The sequence below is a fragment of the Saccharopolyspora shandongensis genome, assembly GCF_900106995.1.
Classification (GTDB): domain Bacteria; phylum Actinomycetota; class Actinomycetes; order Mycobacteriales; family Pseudonocardiaceae; genus Saccharopolyspora; species Saccharopolyspora shandongensis.
The window spans coordinates 62,791-79,035 of record NZ_FNOK01000027.1 but is presented as its reverse complement, the minus strand read 5'-3'; the positions used below and the strand labels follow the sequence as shown (position 1 = coordinate 79,035).

13 protein-coding genes are annotated in these 16,245 nt (G+C 71.4%); 4 read left to right on the top strand and 9 right to left on the bottom strand.

Translation table 11 applies throughout. The features are described 5' to 3' along the window. Positions 1-42: 42 nt before the first annotated feature. Positions 43-1,824, bottom strand: coding sequence for an ABC transporter ATP-binding protein (locus BLW84_RS25970; protein WP_093270065.1), 1,782 nt, complete (start codon positions 1,822-1,824; stop codon positions 43-45). Positions 1,825-1,908: 84 nt separating this feature from the next. Here BLW84_RS25970 and BLW84_RS25965 point away from each other — a divergent pair, with 84 nt between their 5' ends. Next, positions 1,909-2,361 carry a MarR family winged helix-turn-helix transcriptional regulator gene (locus tag BLW84_RS25965; protein ID WP_093270062.1) on the top strand — a complete coding sequence of 151 codons (453 nt, stop codon included), beginning with the start codon at positions 1,909-1,911 and terminating at the stop codon, positions 2,359-2,361. A gap of 46 nt (positions 2,362-2,407) precedes the next feature. Here BLW84_RS25965 and BLW84_RS25960 read toward each other — a convergent pair whose 3' ends face one another. Further along, entirely contained in the window at positions 2,408-3,553 is a 1,146-nt protein-coding gene (locus BLW84_RS25960; protein WP_093270059.1) for an alkaline phosphatase PhoX, read from the bottom strand. 156 nt (positions 3,554-3,709) lie between these two features. Continuing rightward, positions 3,710-4,318, bottom strand: a complete 609-nt coding sequence (locus BLW84_RS25955; protein ID WP_245761378.1) for a helix-turn-helix transcriptional regulator — start codon at positions 4,316-4,318, stop codon at positions 3,710-3,712. A 52-nt stretch (positions 4,319-4,370) separates the two neighbouring features. Here BLW84_RS25955 and BLW84_RS25950 point away from each other — a divergent pair, with 52 nt between their 5' ends. Together BLW84_RS25950 and BLW84_RS25945 are read left to right on the top strand one after the other, a co-directional pair. Next, a complete protein-coding gene (locus BLW84_RS25950) occupies positions 4,371-7,082 on the top strand; it encodes a cytochrome P450 (RefSeq protein ID WP_093270055.1) in 2,712 nt (903 codons plus the stop codon). An 80-nt stretch (positions 7,083-7,162) separates the two neighbouring features. Then, positions 7,163-7,861: a class I SAM-dependent methyltransferase gene (locus BLW84_RS25945; RefSeq protein WP_093270052.1), complete on the top strand. Its 699-nt coding sequence runs from the start codon at positions 7,163-7,165 to the stop codon at positions 7,859-7,861. 17 nt (positions 7,862-7,878) lie between these two features. Here BLW84_RS25945 and BLW84_RS25940 read toward each other — a convergent pair whose 3' ends face one another. After that, positions 7,879-8,598 (bottom strand): TetR/AcrR family transcriptional regulator, encoded by a 720-nt coding sequence (locus BLW84_RS25940; RefSeq protein ID WP_093270050.1) that lies wholly within the window; start codon positions 8,596-8,598, stop codon positions 7,879-7,881. Positions 8,599-8,668: 70 nt separating this feature from the next. Here BLW84_RS25940 and BLW84_RS25935 point away from each other — a divergent pair, with 70 nt between their 5' ends. Further along, positions 8,669-10,183 carry an FAD-dependent monooxygenase gene (locus BLW84_RS25935; protein WP_093270047.1) on the top strand — a complete coding sequence of 505 codons (1,515 nt, stop codon included), beginning with the start codon at positions 8,669-8,671 and terminating at the stop codon, positions 10,181-10,183. Here BLW84_RS25935 and BLW84_RS25930 read toward each other — a convergent pair. The 5 genes from BLW84_RS25930 to BLW84_RS25910 all read right to left on the bottom strand — a co-directional run bounded on the left by BLW84_RS25930 (position 10,180) and on the right by BLW84_RS25910 (position 16,219). After that, positions 10,180-11,454: an aspartate aminotransferase type Ic gene (locus tag BLW84_RS25930; protein WP_093270045.1), complete on the bottom strand. Its 1,275-nt coding sequence runs from the start codon at positions 11,452-11,454 to the stop codon at positions 10,180-10,182. The genes BLW84_RS25935 and BLW84_RS25930 overlap by 4 nt on opposite strands. A gap of 100 nt (positions 11,455-11,554) precedes the next feature. Next, complete coding sequence (locus BLW84_RS25925) at positions 11,555-12,322, bottom strand: enoyl-CoA hydratase/isomerase family protein (RefSeq protein ID WP_093270041.1); 768 nt, start codon at positions 12,320-12,322, stop codon at positions 11,555-11,557. Between the two features lie 365 nt (positions 12,323-12,687). Next, positions 12,688-14,487: a choline/carnitine O-acyltransferase gene (locus BLW84_RS25920; protein WP_093270038.1), complete on the bottom strand. Its 1,800-nt coding sequence runs from the start codon at positions 14,485-14,487 to the stop codon at positions 12,688-12,690. Then, entirely contained in the window at positions 14,484-15,314 is an 831-nt protein-coding gene (locus tag BLW84_RS25915; protein WP_143061105.1) for a class I SAM-dependent methyltransferase, read from the bottom strand. The genes BLW84_RS25920 and BLW84_RS25915 overlap by 4 nt, the downstream gene beginning before the upstream one ends. Positions 15,315-15,349: 35 nt before the next feature. Next, on the bottom strand, positions 15,350-16,219 hold the full coding sequence (locus BLW84_RS25910) for a HalD/BesD family halogenase (protein ID WP_093270036.1): 870 nt from the start codon (positions 16,217-16,219) through the stop codon (positions 15,350-15,352). Positions 16,220-16,245: the final 26 nt, after the last annotated feature.

The following is a 16,245-nucleotide window of genomic DNA, read 5'->3' as shown; positions in this document are numbered from 1 at the left end:
GCCAGCCGGATGGATGGTGAACGCCCCACGCGATTCCGGAGCTCACGCGGCGGAGGGGAGCTGGTCGTCGCGTCGGACCAGGGCCGCGTACCGGCCCTCGGCGGCCAGCAGTTCGTCGTGCGTGCCGCGCTCCGCGATCCGCCCGCCGTCGAGCACCACGATCTGGTCCGCGTCGCGCACGGTCGACAACCGGTGCGCGATCGTGATCGTGGTCCGGCCCGAGGACAGCGCGTCGAGGGCCTGCTGCACCGCGCGTTCGGTCTGGGTGTCCAAGGCACTGGTGGCCTCGTCGAGGATCAGGATCGGCGGGTCGCGCAGGATCGTGCGGGCGATCGCGAGCCGCTGCTTCTCCCCGCCGGAGAACCGGTATCCGCGCTCGCCGACCAAGGTTTCGTAGCCGTCCGGCAGCGCCGCCACGTGATCGTGGATCTGCGCCGCCTTCGCGGCCGCGACCAGTTCCTCGTCGGTGGCGTCGGGCTTGGCGAAGCGCAGGTTCTCGGCCACCGAGGCGTGCAGCAGGTAGGGCTCCTGGGAGACCACGCCGACCGCATCGGCGAGCGTGTCGAAGCCGAGCTCGCGCACGTCGACGCCGTCGATGCGCACCTGTCCGCCGGTGACGTCGTAGAGGCGCGGCACCAGGTAGCTGAGCGTCGTCTTCCCGGACCCGGTTTCGCCGACCACCGCGAGGCTGGTGCCGGCGGGCACGGTCACGTCGATCCCGGTGAGGGTTCCGTCGGTGACCTCGGGCGAGTAGGCGAACGACACGTCCGCGAACCGCACCTCGCCCTCGATCCGCGACGGCCGCTCCGGCCGCTCCGGTTCGTCGATGTCGATCGGCAGGTCGAGGTATTCGAAGATGCGGCCGAACAGCGCCAGCGAGCTCTGCACGTCCACGCCGGTGGACAGCAGCGACAGCGTCGGCCGGAACAGGGCCTGCTGCAAGGTGACGAAGGCGACCAGGGTGCCCAGGGTGATCAGCGGGACGCCGAAGGTGCTGGTGACGCCGGCCGCCCAGTAGATCAGCGCGGGCAGCGCGGTCATCACGATCTGGATGCTCGACATCCGCCACCGGCCGGCCATGCTGGAGCTGACCTCGAGCCGGGCCAACGCGGCGGACTCGTCGACGAAGGCGTCGGTGAGCGACCTCGCCCGGCCCATCGTGCGGCCCAGCAGGATGCCGCTGACGGACAGGGATTCCTGCACGCCGGCGGACATCGACGCCAACTGGCGCTGCCGCTTCGCGGTGATCTCCTTGCGTTCCCGGCCGATCCGGCGGCTCACCAACACGAACACCGGCAGCAGGGCCACCGACGCGATCGTCAGCCGCCAGTCCAGCGCGACCATCGCGACCACGGTGGCCACCACGGTGGTGAGGTTGGAGACCAGTGAGGTGGCGGTGGACGTGACGGTGGCCTGCATGCCGCCGATGTCGTTGGCGATGCGGGACTGGATCTCGCCGGTCCGGGTGCGGGTGAAGAACGCCAGCGACATGCGTTGCAGCCGGGCGTAGACCGCCGAGCGCAGACCGTGCATCACGTTCTGCCCGACCTTGGTGGACAGGTACGTCTGCGCGACGTTGAACACGCTGGTCGCGACGGCCACGCCGATCATGCCGAGCACCAGCGCGGTCAGCAGGCCGAGCCGTTGCTGCGGGATGGCGACGTCGAGGACCTCGCGCAGCAGGAACGGCGACGCGACGGAGACCAGGGACGACGCGGCGACCAGCAGCGCGACGACCAGCAGCGTGCCTCGATGCGGGCGGAAGAGGCGGCCGATGCGGCGGAGCCGGGCGGGCGGGGGAGTGGATTCCTCGGGCGATGACATAGGCGGCTCCAGTGCGATCGAATGCAGAGACATCTTCATATTTACCATGGTTCACTATTACTGTCACTCTGTTAAGCTGAGCGGGTGGATGCCGGTGGTGAGGAAGAACGTCTCGGCGCGCTGTTCCTGCGGCTCGCCAAGTCCGCGCACGTCCTGCAGCGGCGCGGCGCCGGGGATCTCGGGCTGACGCCCGCACAAGCGCGTGCGTTGTTCGTGCTGGGCAGGTGCGAGACGCCGCCTCGCATGGCGGAGCTGGCCGAGCGGCTGCACGTGGTGCCGCGGGCGGTGACGCCGATCGTCGACGCCCTCGAAGAGGCGGGCCTGCTGCGGCGCGAGGTCGATCCCGGCAACCGCCGCTCCACCCTGCTGGAGCTGACCCCGGAAGGCCGCAAGATGTGCAAGCGGTTGACCGAGCTCCGCGCCCGCGCGGCCGGCGAACTGTTCGCCCCGCTCACCGCGGAGCAGCGGCGAACCCTGCTGGAACTGCTGGAAAAGGTGGATCAGACCTCGGTGGGCTGGTACGGGGCGGCGAACTAGAAGGCCCGCGAGCCCCGGCGGGGATCGCGGGCCTGAAGTCGAGCGCTCAGCCGCGGAACGGGCCGGTCACCTCGTAAGTGATGCCGCCGCTGTTGGAGCCCGAGGCGCCGCGCTGCGAGGAGAAGTACAGGCGGTTGCCCGCGGGGTTGAACGCGACCCCGCACAGCTCAGAGGCGGACTGCCCGTTGACCCGGAGGAACGGGGCGACGACGTCGTCGGGGGTGATGATGCAGATCTCCATGTTGCCGCCGTCCTCGGCGACGTAGAGGTCGCCGGCCGGGGCGCCGGTGATGTTGTCCACGCCGGTCAGCGGCGGGTTGCCGGTCAGGTTGTCGTCGTAGGCGATGGCCAGGGCGTTGTTGACCGCGTCGTAGGCCCACACGCGGTTGTCGCCCTTGGTGGTGAAGAAGCACGTGCCGTTGCGGTAGTAGGCGCCCTCGCCGCCGTTGAACACCTTGGCCCCGGCGACCTGCCTGCGGGTGCGGGTGGGGCTGCCGTCCGGGTCGGGAACGTCCACCCAGGACAGCGCGCCGCGGTTGTCGACCAGCACCTGCAGGGTGCCCGTGGACAGGTCGCCCCAGGTGGTGGGCACGAACCGGTAGAAGTTGCCGTCGGGTTCGTCCTCGGTCAGGTAGACGACCCGGCGATCCGGGTCGGCCGCCGCGGCCTCGTGCTTGAACCGACCCATCGCGTCCCGCCGGACGGCGGGCTTCGCGCCCCACGGGTCGGTCTCGAAGACGTACCCGAGGTCGGTTTCCTCGCACGACAACCACGTGTTCCACGGGGTGGCGCCGCCGGAGCAGTTCTGCCTCGTGCCGGCCAGGATGGGGTACGCGGCGGTGATGTTCGCGTTGCCGTCGAACCGCACGGCGCTCACCCCGCCCGCGCCGGAGCCGAGTTCGGCGTTCGAGACGTAGATCCACCCGGCTCCGTCGGCGAAGCAGGCGCCGCCGTCCGGGGCGCCGTGCCAGGTGTGGCCGGTTCCGGCGACCTTCTGGGTGGATCGGGCGATCACGCGGCTGGTGAAGTTCGCCGGCAGCTGGATGCCGTTGGCATCGGCCGCCTGCAGGGGGCCGTAGGGGTTTGGACCGGTCTGCGCCGGGTAGGCGATGGCCTCGCGCGTCACGCTGAACCCGAACGCGATGGTGGTGCCACCGGCGACGGCGGCACGCAGGAAGGTGCGACGTTCCACGGCTTTGCTCCTCCGATGAGAAGTGGCGCCCGCGCTTGCTGGACCTGCCGGCGGGCACCGTGACACTAGGGGCGGGTCCGGCACCGGATCAGTGCCGAACCGGTGAACACTTCACGACGAAACGGCGCCGGACCTGCTCGTGTCCGAAGTGGATGGTCAGGCGGGTTCTGGCGGCCAGGCAGCGAGTTTCAGCACGCCCAGCACGTAGGCGCGGGCGACCAGTGCAGTCCGGTTCGGCACGCGCCAGCGGCGCGACATGCGCTGAAGGTGGTAGTTGACCCCGTCCGCGGTCAGGCCGACCGACTTGGCGATCTGCGCGGTGGTCACTCCGCCGGCCGCGAGCGCCAGGATCCGCGCCTCCACCGGGCTGACCAGGGCGGTGTCGGGTCGTTCGGCGGGCTCGGTGACATCGCCGAGGACGTTCAGTAAAAACAGCAACGCGGTCTCGGCGTCTGGGGCCTCGCTGACCACGTCGACGGTCATCTCGCCGTGCCGCTCCGACCCGCCCGGCGCGGACCAGCGCACCTCGACCGGGTAGCGGGATCGGCGGCGCCGCCGTAGCGCCTCGACGACCGGGTGCAGCTGATCGCTGGAGCGCGGGCGGAAGAAGTCGAGCGCGTTGCGGCCGCGCAACTGGCTGGGCAGCGCGCCCCACTCCGCGGCCATCAGGGGATTGGCCAGCAGGATCGCGCCTCCGGTGTCGCACACCGCGACCGGCATCGGCAGGTGGTCCAGCAGGATCACCGCCCGGTTGCGCCACGCCACCGCATCATCCCGGTGCGCGCGCCCCGGCGGTCCGCCCCGCCACTCCTGTCCCATGGGGCTGGCCGGCTTCGGTTTCGACTTCGGCTCGTTCGACCGCGACGAGCCGCACCCGTTCGTCGGCTCCATGGTGCGCTGCCTCGACTGGAGCATGTCGCGGCTGGCCGCGCCGCCCGGCGCCGATCACGCCGAGCGGGACGCGGCGTTCCGGGCCGACGCCGCGTACCTGGCGTCCGTGGTCGACGACGTCATCGGCGCCCGTACGGCCGCGGGCGAAACGTCGGCCGACGACCTCCTGGGGCTCATGCTCGGCGCGGCGCATCCCGCCGACGGCACCACGCTGGACCTCGCCAACATCCGCAACCAGATCATCACCTTCCTCATCGCCGGGCACGAGACGACCTCCGGCACGCTGTCGTTCGCGCTGCACTTCCTCGCCAAGCACCCGACGGCACTGCACGTGGTGCAGCGCGAGGTGGACGAGCTGTGGGGCGACGCCGAACCGGACCCGACGTTCGAGGACGTCGGCCGCCTGACCGCCACCCGCCAGGTGCTCAACGAGGCGCTGCGGCTGTGGCCGTCGGCTCCGTCCTTCGGGCGGGTGGCGCGCGAGGACACCTTGCTGGGCGGGCGGATTCCGCTGCGCGCCGGGGAACCCGTGGCGGTGCTGACGCCGGTGCTGCACCGCGACCCGGTGTGGGGCGACAACCCCGAGCTCTTCGACCCGGCGCGGTTCACCCCCGAGGCCGAGGCGGCCCGGTCGCCGCACGCGTTCAAGCCGTTCGGCACCGGCGAGCGCGCGTGCATCGGGCGGCAGTTCGCCCTGCACGAGGCCACCATGCTGCTCGCGATGCTGGTGCACCGGTACCGGCTGGTCGATCATGCCGGCTACCGGCTCGACGTGAAGGAAACGCTGACGCTCAAACCGGAAGGGCTGACGCTGACCCTCCTGCCGCGCACCGCCGCGGACCGGGCGGCGAATCGCGCGGCGCTGCCAATCGGCACTCCCGGAGCGGCCGACGAACCGGCGGCCGGCACCGGGCTGCCCAGCCGCGTGCTGCCAGGCACCGAGCTGCTCCTCCTGCACGGCTCGAACTACGGCACCTGCCGCGACTTCGCCGGCCGGCTCGCCGACGCCGGTGCCGACCTCGGCTGCGAGGTCGAGGTCGCGCCGCTGGACGCCTACGCGGGCGGCCTGCCCACCGACCGGGCGGTCGTCATCGTCGCCGCCTCCTACAACGGCCACCCGACCGACGACGCGGCGTCGTTCGCGCGCTGGCTGGACGAGGCCGAACCCGGCGCGGCCGAGGGCGTGGCCTTCGCGGTGCTGGGCGTCGGCGACCGCAACTGGGCGGCCACCTACCAGCATGTTCCGACGCGTTTCGATGCCCGGCTCACGGAGCTCGGCGGCCTCCGCATCGTGGAGCGCGCGGCGGCGGACGCCGCGGGCGATCTGACCGGCGCGGTGCGGGCGTTCACCGCATCGCTGCGAAGCGCGCTGCTGGCACGGCACGGTGATCCCGCGACCGCCGGAGCGGCGCCGCAGGCCGAAACCGGTTACGCGGTCTCGGAAATCACCGGCGGTCCGCTCGACGCGCTCGCCGCCCGGCACGGCGTGGCCGAGATGGTGGTGACCGAGGTCGGCACCCTCACCGATCCGGCGTACCCGCGGGTCAAGCGCTTCGTCCGGGTGGCCCTGCCCGAGGGGTGCGACTACCGGACCGCCGACCACCTGACGGTTCTCCCGGCCAACGACCCGGCGCTGGTCGCACGCGCCGCCGAGGCGCTGGGCGTCGACCCGGACGCGGTCCTCAACATCACCCCGGGCCGCCCCGGCCGCGACACCCTGCCGATCGACCGGCCGATCGCCGTGCGCGATCTCCTGACCCGGCACGTGGAACTGCAGGACCGCCCCACCGCGGAACAGCTCGGCGTCCTCGCCGACCTCAACCCGTGCCCGCCGGAGCAGGCCGCCCTCCGGGCGCTCGCCGACGACGCCGCGGACCAGCGCACGCTCCTGGACGTGATCGAGGACCACCCGGCGCTGCGGGAAGTCCTCACCTGGCCGGTGCTCCTGGACCTGCTGCCGCCGATGCGGCCACGGCACTACTCGATCTCCTCCTCGCCGGCGGCCGACCCGCGCCACGCCGATCTGATGGTCTCCCTCCTGCAGGGGCCGGCGCGCTCCGGGCGAGGGGAGTTCCGGGGCACCGGCTCGGGATACTTGAACGCGGTGCGGCCGGGCGACACCGTCCTGGCGCGCGTCCAGCCGTGCCGCGAAGCGTTCCGCATCGGCACGGACGTGCCGGTGGTCATGATCGCCGCGGGCACCGGCCTGGCGCCGTTCCGGGGCGCGATCGCGGACCGGCGCGGCCTCGTCGCAGGCGGCGCACGGCTCGCCCCCGCGCTGTGCTACTTCGGCTGCGACGCGGCGGATGCCGACTACCTCCACGCGGCGGAACTCGCCGCCGCCGAGTCGGCCGGTGCGGTCGCCGTCCGCCCGGTGTTCAGCGAAGCGCCGGTCGGCGGGCACCGGTTCGTGCAGCACCGCATCGCGGCGGAAGCCGACGAGGTCTGGAACCTGTTGCAGGCCGGGGCGAAGGTCTACGTCTGCGGCGACGGCAACCGCATGGCGCCGGGCGTGCGCGACGCGTTCCGCGCGGTGTACCGCGAGCGAATCCCCGGTAGCGACGCGGAAACCGCCGACTCCTGGTTGCAGGGCCTCATCGCCGAAGGGCGCTACGTGGAGGACGTGTACGGCGGCTGACGCGCTCCGCGATCTGTGCCAAGGTCGGGGTGCCGGGCCGTCGCGGCGGCGGCCGTGGAGCTGTGGAAGGGACGACGAGGATGAGCGAGTCCGCGATGGGCTGGGGGCGTCCGGAGCTGCTGCCGAACGTCAACTACCGGAAGCACCGCGAGAACCTGCTCCAGCAGGAGACCGGCGAGGTGTTCCGCTACATCTACCGGCACAACCTGTGGGGGAGCGACGAATCCGTTTCCGGGAACGGTTCGGAGAACGCCGCGACCGAGCACATTCGGGCCGAGATCCCCGCTCTGCTGCGCAGGCGCGGCGTGCGCACCGTCGCGGACGTCCCCTGCGGGGATTTCGGTTGGCTCAGCACCACCGACCTGGGCGTCGAAACCTACTTCGGCGCCGACATCGTGCCGGAACTCGTTGCGCGCAACCGGGATCGCTACGGCGGCGCGCAACGCCGGTTCGAGATCCTCGACCTCACCGCGGATCCGCTGCCCGCGGCGGACCTCGTGCTGTGCCGGGACTGCCTGGTGCACCTCACCTTCGACCAGATCCGGGCCGCGCTGCGCAACATCCGGCGCAGCGGGGCGCGGTACCTGCTGACCACGACGTTCCCGGAGCTGGCGGTGAACGTCGACGCGGAGACCGGGGACTGGCGCCCGCTGAACTTCCAGCTGGCGCCCTTCGGCTTCCCGGCCCCGCTGGAACTGGTCGTCGAGGGCTGCGTCGAAGGCGACGGGCGGTACGCGGACAAGGCGCTGGGCCTGTGGGAGGTCGCCGACCTCGGCTGACCCGGATAACTCGCTGTTCACCGGCAGCCGAGCGCGGCGGCGATGCCGACGAGCAGGCAGCCGAGGCCGAACTCGAAGCGGTCGTCGGGTTCGAGTTCGTCGGCGTCCAGGATCCGGCGGCTGAAGTGCGGGAACCGTCCGGAGTCGACCACCTGCCGAACGTAGGCGCCGACCGAGTTCTGCCATTCGTCCTCGGTCATGCCCGTCGTGCGCTGCGCCTCCAGCTCGGCCAGCTCCGAGGCCACCGAGCCGAGCACGAAGGTGTTGACCGAGGCGACGACCACGGCCGCCTGCGTCGCGTCGTCGGTCGCCCGGCCCACCACGGCGAGCGCGTGGTCGGACTGCCTGATGACGTTCGGGCCGAGAGCGGGACGCCGCGACGCCTGCTGCGCCAGCCAGGGGTGTTCCAGCAGCGCGGCGCGGAACGTCCGCGCGACTTCGGTGAGGTCGGCGAGCCAGTCCTCGCCGGGCGGGTCCGGTGGCGGCATCTCGCCGTACACCGCGTCGACCATCAGCTCGATCAGCTCGTCCTTGCTGGTGATGTGGCGGTACAGCGAGGTGGTGCCGGAGCCCATCTCGGTCGCGATCCGCCGCATGGACAGCGCGTCGATGCCTTCGGCGTCGGCCAGCCGGATCGCGGCGCGGACGATCTTCTCCTCGCTGAGCGCCGGGCGGCTGCCGCGCTCCCGGTCGCGCATCCAGACCAGGGTCGCGGGCTGTTGTGATCGGGCGGGCATGGGCACAGTGTACGCGTCGGGTACAGTGTTCCCAAAATGGGCACAGTGTTCCCAAGCTTGAGGAGGCCCCATGTCCCGGGTACCGGTTCTCATCGCAGGCGGCGGCACCGTCGGCCTGGCCTTGGCCGTGTTCCTCGGCCACCACGGCGTGCCGTCATTGGTCGTCGAGCGCCGCTCCGCGCCGTCCAACCATCCCCGCGCGCTCGGCATCAGCCCGCGGACGCTGGAGTTCTTCCGCGAGGTCGGGCTGCGCGACGCGATCGACGAGGTCGCCGTCCGCTCGACCGAGATGTGGAAGGCGGACGCGCGCACGGTCGCCGAGATCGACCGCAGCCAGGCTCGGCGATACGCGAAACCGCCGATCTCCTCCGACGCCTCGCCGGAGATGCCGCACGGGCACTACCCGCAGGATCGGCTCGACTCGGCGCTCATCCCGGCGGCCCGCGAACGCGGGGCGACCGTCGAGTTCGGCGTGGCCGTGACCGGCGTCGAGCAGGACGCCGACGGTGTGTCGGCGACGCTGTCCGACGGGCGGGTGATCGGCGCCGGCTACCTGGTTGGCGCGGACGGCGCGAGGAGCTCGGTGCGCGACGCGCTGGGGATCACCACCACGGGCCCGGGCGAGATCGGCGAGACGAACGTGAACATCCTGTTCGACGCCGACCTCGTGGGTCATTTCGGCTCGATGCCGACGATGGTGGAGATCCGCCACCCGGACGCCCCGGGAATGCTGCTGTCCGTCGGCGAGAAGCGCTGGGTGCGGCACGTCGGCTTGGATGCGGTCGGCGACCTCTCCGCGCAGCGGTGCGCCGAGGCGGTCCGCGTCGCGCTGGGCGCGGACGTGCCGGTGGAGATCATCAGTGCGCTGCCGTGGCGGCCGACGGTGCGGATGGCGGACGAGTTCCGGTCCGGCCGGGCGTTCCTGGTCGGCGATGCCGCGCGGGCCATCACGCCGCTCGGGGCGATGGGCCTGAACACCGGGCTGGCGGACGCGCACAACCTCGCGTGGAAGCTGGGCATGGTGCTGGCCGGGCAGGCGGGCGACCGGTTGCTGGACAGCTACCACGAGGAACGGCACGCGGTCGCCGAGCTGGTGACCCGGCAGGCGGGGCTGCGCTGGGAGAACCCGCGCCTGCACTGGGATCCGGCGGCCGTCGCCGAGCGCGCCGCGGTCGGGATGTGGAACTCGCCGGTGGTGACGATGGCCTACCGGTACGACTCCTCGGCCGTGATCGACCCGGTGGTCGACGTGCCGTCCACCGAGGACGTCGCCGCGAGCCTCGACGGCGCGCCCGGCTCGCGGCTGCCGCACAGCTGGGTGGACGGGACGAGCGTGTCCACCTTGGACCTGGTCGAATCCCGCTTCGCGGTGCTGACCGGTCCCGGCGGCGCCCACTGGGCCGCGGCGGCGCGCGAGATCGGGCTGAAGGCCGTGCGACTCGACGGGGACTGGGCGTCCTCGGCGAACGTGGACCACGACGGCGCCCTGCTGGTGCGGCCAGACGGTTTCATCGCCTGGCGCGCACCAGGAAGCGCGGATCCCGCGACCCTGCGGAAGGCGTTCGCCGCGGTCACCGGTCGTTAGCCGGCCAGGCGCTTCTCGTAGCCGGCGAGGCGGACGCAGGTGGTCAGGCCGCGGATCGCCTGCGCCAGCTCCTGAAGCCCGGGGAAGCTGGGGGCGATCCGGATGACGGCGTCGTCCGGATCGACGCCGTGCGGGTGGGTGGCACCGGCCGGGGTCAGCGCGATCCCGGCTTCACCTGCCAGGCGCACGACCTCCTTGGCGCAGCCGTCGGGCACCCGCAGCGTGATGAAGTACCCGCCCTTCGGGGACGTCCACTCGGCCAGGCCCGTGCCGCCGAGCTCCTCGTCGAAGATGCCCAGCACCGCCTCGAACTTGGGCTGCAGCAGTGCGCGGTGGCGGTCCATGTGGGCGCGCACCCCGTCGGCGTCCTTGAGGAAGAGCGCGTGCCGGAGCTGGTTGACCTTGTCCGGGCCGATCGAGCGCTTCGAGTTGTTGGCCAGCAGCCAGTCGAGGTTGGCCGGCGAGGAGCCGAAGAACGCGACACCGGCCCCGGCCCAGGTGATCTTGGAGGTCGAGCCGAAGACGAAGGCGCGGTCCGGGTTTCCGGCTTCGGCGCAGGCCCCGAGGAGATCGGCGATCTCCACCCGCTCGTCGGTGAGGTGGTGCACCGCGTAGGCGTTGTCCCAGAAGATCCGGAAGTCCGGGGCGGCGGTGCTCATCTCGGCCAGCCGCCGCACCGTCTCGTCCGAGTAGCAGGTGCCGTCCGGGTTGCTGTACTTCGGCACGCACCAGATGCCCTTGATCGCCGGGTCCTCGCCGACCAGTCGCTCCACTTCGGACATGTCGGGCCCGTCGGCGGTCATCGGGACCGGGATCATCTCGATGCCGAAGCGGGCGCAGAGGGCGAAATGCCGGTCGTAGCCGGGAACCGGGCAGAGGAAGGCGATGCGCTCCTGGTCGGCCCAGCGCGACTCGGCGCCCGGCAGGACGCTCAGCAGCGCGTGCACCAGGCAGTCGTGCATCAGCTCAAGGCTGGAGTTGCCCGCGGCCAGCAGCTGCTCCACCGGAACCTGCAGGAAGTCCGCGAACAGCGCCCGCATCTCCGGCAGGCCCTGCAGGCCGCCGTAGTTGCGGCAGTCGGTGCCGTTCGCGGCGGTGTGCCGGCCGGCGCCGGGCAGCTCCTGCAGGCCGGCCGCCAGGTCGAGCTGCTCGGGCGAGGGCTTGCCGCGGGTCAGGTCGAACGACAGTCCGGCGTCCACCAGCTCGCGGTAGTCGCGGCGGGCGGTCTCGACCAGTGTGGAGATTGTCTCGGCGTTCGTACCAACGGGCATCGTGCGTTCCCTTCGCGTGCGGCGACCTGCGGGAAGCCTACAGGCCGCCGCATCGGCGATCCCGCCCGCGCCGTCCGGGAACGGCTGGTGTCCACTGTGGTCAACCGCGGTACGGGAAGTCCGGCGGGCGGCGCTGGAGGAAGGCGCCGATCCCTTCCGCGCCCTCGCCGCTCGCGGCGGACCGGTCCTGCCAGTGCCGCGCGCGTTCCGCCACCGACTCGCCCCGGGCGGCCAGGTCGACGAGCTCCTTGGACGCCCGGACCGTCAGTTGCGAGCGCCCGGCGATGGTCGTCGCGAGGGCGATCGCGCGGCCGCGGGCGTCGTCGGTGACCTCGTCCACGAGGCGCATCTGGAGCGCGCGTGCGGCGTCGAAGAAGTCCGCCGAGAACAGCAGGAGCTTCGCCGCCGCCGGCCCGACGAGCTCGGTGAGCCGGGCGATGCTGGAGGCCGGGTAGACGATGCCGAGCTTGGCCGGGGTGATGCCGAAGGTGGCACCGGTGCCCGCGATGCGGATGTCGCAGGCCGCCGCGAGCTGGCAGCCGCCGCCGATGCACAGCCCGTTGATCAGCGCGATCGTCGGCAGCGGGCAGGTCAGCAGCGCCTGCTCCGCGGCCGCCGTGATGCTCTCCTCCCGGCGCTCGATCTCGTGCAGTTCCGAGATGTCCGCGCCGGCGCAGAACGCGTCGCCCACGCCGGTGAGCACGACGACTCGGACGGCCGGATCGCCCGCGATCTCGCCCAGCAGGTCGGGGACCTGCCGCCACATACTCGCGTTCATCGCGTTGCGCTTGCCCGGGTTGTCGATCGTGATCCAGGCGATGTGCTCGGCGGTGTGCAGATCGAGCTTGCCGGGGTTGGGGTTGTTCATCGCGTGGTCACTCGGATCCCGGTCAGCGGCGCGTGCGTCATGGAGCGACCTCCGGGTTCAATCGGTCCACTATGTGGTCCGTCGATCCGTAATGTGGACCGGGTGGATCTGGACGCTACGATGCGCCGGACATCGCGTCAAGAGGTGGATCATGTCCATGCCACGCTGCACGAGGCCGGGTGGATCAAGCCCGCCGGGCACGAGTTGCGCCGCCCGACGATCATCGGCCGGGCGTAACCGCTGCGCGACCGTCGGGCGGCAGGTGCGCGACACGGCTTTCCGCATCGCCCAACAACTCTCGGCGTAGGTCGCCCGGTGGGCCCGGTTGTCACCTGCGCCTTTCTGGTCCTGCCCGGGATGCTCGCCTAGGCGGCGAGGAGCTCCTGGAGTTCGCGGACCGCCCGGGTGAGGTGCTCGGCGAAGGAGTGCATCTCGTCGGCCACCTGCTCCGGCGTGCTCAGGTAGAGGTTGAAGCGATCCGGGAGCAGCACGTACGCGACGCCGATGCACTGGCTGCTGGTCGAACCGAAACCGAAGTACCGGATGTTCGTCGACGGTGCGGAGCTCGTGCTCAGGTAGTCGTCGCGCATCTTCAGCCAGCCCGGCGTCTCGTACAGGTCGAGCTGCTCGGTCGCGCCCAGCTCCGCGCCGCGTCGCCGCTGGATGAGCTGCAGCTCCCACAGGTGTTGCTCGGGCGCCTGTCCCGCCTGGCACTCCTTCGCCCGCGCCACGTGCTTCTCCGCTGCGGCGCGGAACGCCGCCTGGCGCGTCTCCGCGTCCGCGTCGGGATCGTCCATCGTCGCGACGAACCGCACCACCTCGGGCGTCACGACGCGCATGGCCTCGGTGCGCCCGTTCTGGAACTGGCGGGTGGCGATGGACTCGTAGGTGGCACCGGTCAAGCCCTTGGAGCGCTTGTGGGCCAGCTGGTAGGCCATCTGCACGAACGCGTCGGGCGACATGCCCAGCTGCTTGGCCCGGTTCGCCCCGAAGTCCTCGAACGACAGCGTGGTGGTCGCGGTGTTGTCGGCGTACTCCTTGAACGCCCCGGCCGCGGCCCGGACGTCGGCACGCAGGTCGGCGTCGAGCACGAACTCGATCGGATCCACTGCTGGGAGGCCCTGTGCCGCGCGCCCCTCTTCCGGCTCGTGCTGGAGCAGGGTGTCGACGAAGTCGAGGATCGTGGTGCCGTCCAGGCCGCAGTGCTCCACGTTGATGCCGGCGGTGCCGTCGGCGAAGACGATCAGCGACACGGCCTTGTCGAACCACCGGTTGCCGCTGTCGCCGTGGAGCAGGTGGTCGCAGGCGTCCAGCGTGTTCTCGGGCGTGAAGTCCTCGAGGCACAGGCAGAACAGCGCGGTTTCGATCGCATCCAGCGCCGCGGCGTTGCCCGGATCGGCCAGCAGCGCTTCCCGGCTGGCGGCCCATTCCGCTCGCGCCTTGGTGGTGAGGTGACCGACGGAGGTGTCCGTCTCGGCCCGCGCCGCGCCGGACTTCATGATCTCGTGCAGGCCCGCCGCGAGATCGTCCGGCGTGTGCGGCCGGCCCTCCGCGCTCAGCACCTGCATGCGGAACAGGTTGCCGCGGTAGAACACCGCGATGTGGCGGGCATCGGACGGTCCGGGCCACTCCGCGGAGTACGGCGCGCGCACCGAGTCCTGCACCTCGCCGGGGATCCGGGTGGTGGAGAACAGGAACTTCTGCTGCTCCATCGAATGCGGCTGTCCACGTTGGACGACCGGCGGGATGGCCTCCGCGTCGAGCAGCTGCTTGTAGTCGACCGCCGCGGCGATGAGGCCGGCCGCCCGCTCGACCTGCTCCTGCGCCGATTCCCGGAACAGGAAGAAGAAGTTCGCGTTCAGCGCGATCCGGTCGCGGCGGCCCAGGTACCGGTACGGCCAGAAGGTGTCGAGCCAGCTGCGCACGCCTTCCTCGGCGTCGTAGCGTTCGAGCGCCGCCTGCAGGGCGTGGGCCGGGCTGCCCGGGCTCTGGAACGCCCGCACCGCTGCCTCGGTGGCGGCCAGCTCGTCCTCGCCGAGCAGCGGGGCGCACCACTCGACGAATCGCTCGCAGCTTTCCGCCAGGGTCGGCAGCGGCACCCGGGGCAGCCGGTCCTCGTTGCCGAAGGTGCTGGTCGACCACGTCTCACTGCTGTTCAATGTCATCCTCGACTTCGCTGGGTCGCTCGGTGTTCTCGCGGCTGGGAGAGGTGGAGCTCGGCGTAGAACCAGCCGTCGGCCTCCATGCCGCGCGGCTCGACCCCGGCGGTCGAGAGCGTGTCCAGGACCAACGACTGCTCCTGCTCGGAGATGAACCGGCGCTGCTTGAAAACGCCGGGCATCGGCACGGTTTCGTAACCCGAGTCTGCCAGTCGGCGCGCGATCGGGTCGAAGGGGAACATCCGCAGCACGAAATGCGCCATCCACGGCCGCCTTCCGGCCTCGGCGATCCGGCCGAGGGTGCGTTCGCCGACGTATCCGACGCACCCCGTCGAGATGACCAGGTCCACCTCGGCGAGCAGCTCGCGTTGCGCGGCGGTGGGGTCGTGGGCCTCCAGGTCGGCGTGCACCGCGTGGTCGATGAACCCGGCCGCGAGCGCGTACGACAGCGCCGGTTCCGAGCTGTCCAGGCCGACGAACCGGGTGCGGGCGAGCTGACCGCGCGAGCGGACCCATGCCCGGTCGCGGGCCAGCAGCCGGTCCCGGTCGGCATCGCGGGCTTCGTCGCTGCCGTAGTGCTCGTAGAGCTCGTCGATGGTCGCGTCGCACCGCAGCAGGGCGGCATTGACGCCGTAGGAGCAGCCGAGATCCAGGACGGTCGGCACCTCGATGCCGGTCGCCTCGCGGTATTCCTGCACCAGCTTCAGGAAGTAGGGCTTGGCCAGCTGCGGGATGCAGTAATCGAGTTCGCGCAAGGTGGTGAAGTAGGCGCGCGGATCGGGTCGGGTGTAGATCTGCTCGAGCGAAACCTTGCCGGTGGCATCGAACTGCACGGACGGTGCTCCTCCTGGCTCGACGGGTCGACTCGTCAGTCCAGCAGCCGATCGCCCCGCACCGCGCGGCCCTCGGCGGCCAGGTGCGCCGGAAGGACCCGGCCGAAGATCTGCTTGGTCCGGGCGACGCTGCCGATCACGCCGGGCCGCTCGCTGTAGGCGAAGATGGCGGAGTGGCGCTGCTCGCGGCCTTGCACGGTGGTCACGCGGTGCAGCGAGAAACGGCCCTTGAACAGCTGGAGATCGCCGGGGCGCAGCGCGAGCCGCTGGATCAGCTGCTCGCCGTCCCCGGCCAGCACCGCACGGACGTCGGCGAAGTTCTCCGAGATGGCGGACCGGATGTTCGCGCAGTACTCGAAGATCCCGCCCGCCTCCGGCTCCTGGGTGAGCATGCTGACCGCGAACTCGTTGGTGTCGAAGTGCCACGGGTGGTCCATGCCGGGCCGCACCACGTTGAGGCAGAGCCCGGCCAGCGGATCGGCCAGCTCGTGGACGGCGGGCAGCTCGACGCACTCGGCGATGAAGCGCTTGAACAGCGAGCTGGTGTAGAGCCGGTGGATGATCGAGTGCGGTGGGATCTGGTCGCGGGCCACGAACGCGTTGCCGCGCGTCATCGTGGTGCGGGCCGGGTGATTCGCCGGCAGCTCGGTGTTCGTGTCGATGTTGTAGGCGTTGACGACCTCGACGTCGTAGTGCGCCAGCGGCGCGATCCTCGCGCCTTCCCGCCGCAGCTCCTCCTGCCGCGACGGGCGGATGAAATCGGGCAGCACGCTGCAGCCGTCTTCCCGCAGGTCGTGCCGGGCCCGGTGGACGGCTTCCCGCCAGGCGACGCTCGCCGGGTCCGACAGCGGGTAGCGCGCCGTGTCCACCACCTGCTCCACAAGCTCGACTTCCGCTGCGCTCATGAAGTTCCTCTCCACGTGCAAAGCTC

Coding starts and splice junctions, on each gene's coding strand:
- BLW84_RS25970 (WP_093270065.1), bottom strand. CDS start 1,824: ATGTCATCGCCCGAGGAATCCACTCCCCCGCCCGCCCGGCTCCGCCGC.
- BLW84_RS25935 (WP_093270047.1), top strand. CDS start 8,669: ATGTCCCGGGTACCGGTTCTCATCGCAGGCGGCGGCACCGTCGGCCTG.
- BLW84_RS25920 (WP_093270038.1), bottom strand. CDS start 14,487: ATGACATTGAACAGCAGTGAGACGTGGTCGACCAGCACCTTCGGCAAC.
- BLW84_RS25910 (WP_093270036.1), bottom strand. CDS start 16,219: ATGAGCGCAGCGGAAGTCGAGCTTGTGGAGCAGGTGGTGGACACGGCG.
- BLW84_RS25930 (WP_093270045.1), bottom strand. CDS start 11,454: ATGCCCGTTGGTACGAACGCCGAGACAATCTCCACACTGGTCGAGACC.
- BLW84_RS25950 (WP_093270055.1), top strand. CDS start 4,371: ATGGGGCTGGCCGGCTTCGGTTTCGACTTCGGCTCGTTCGACCGCGAC.
- BLW84_RS25925 (WP_093270041.1), bottom strand. CDS start 12,322: ATGAACAACCCCAACCCCGGCAAGCTCGATCTGCACACCGCCGAGCAC.
- BLW84_RS25945 (WP_093270052.1), top strand. CDS start 7,163: ATGAGCGAGTCCGCGATGGGCTGGGGGCGTCCGGAGCTGCTGCCGAAC.
- BLW84_RS25940 (WP_093270050.1), bottom strand. CDS start 8,598: ATGCCCGCCCGATCACAACAGCCCGCGACCCTGGTCTGGATGCGCGAC.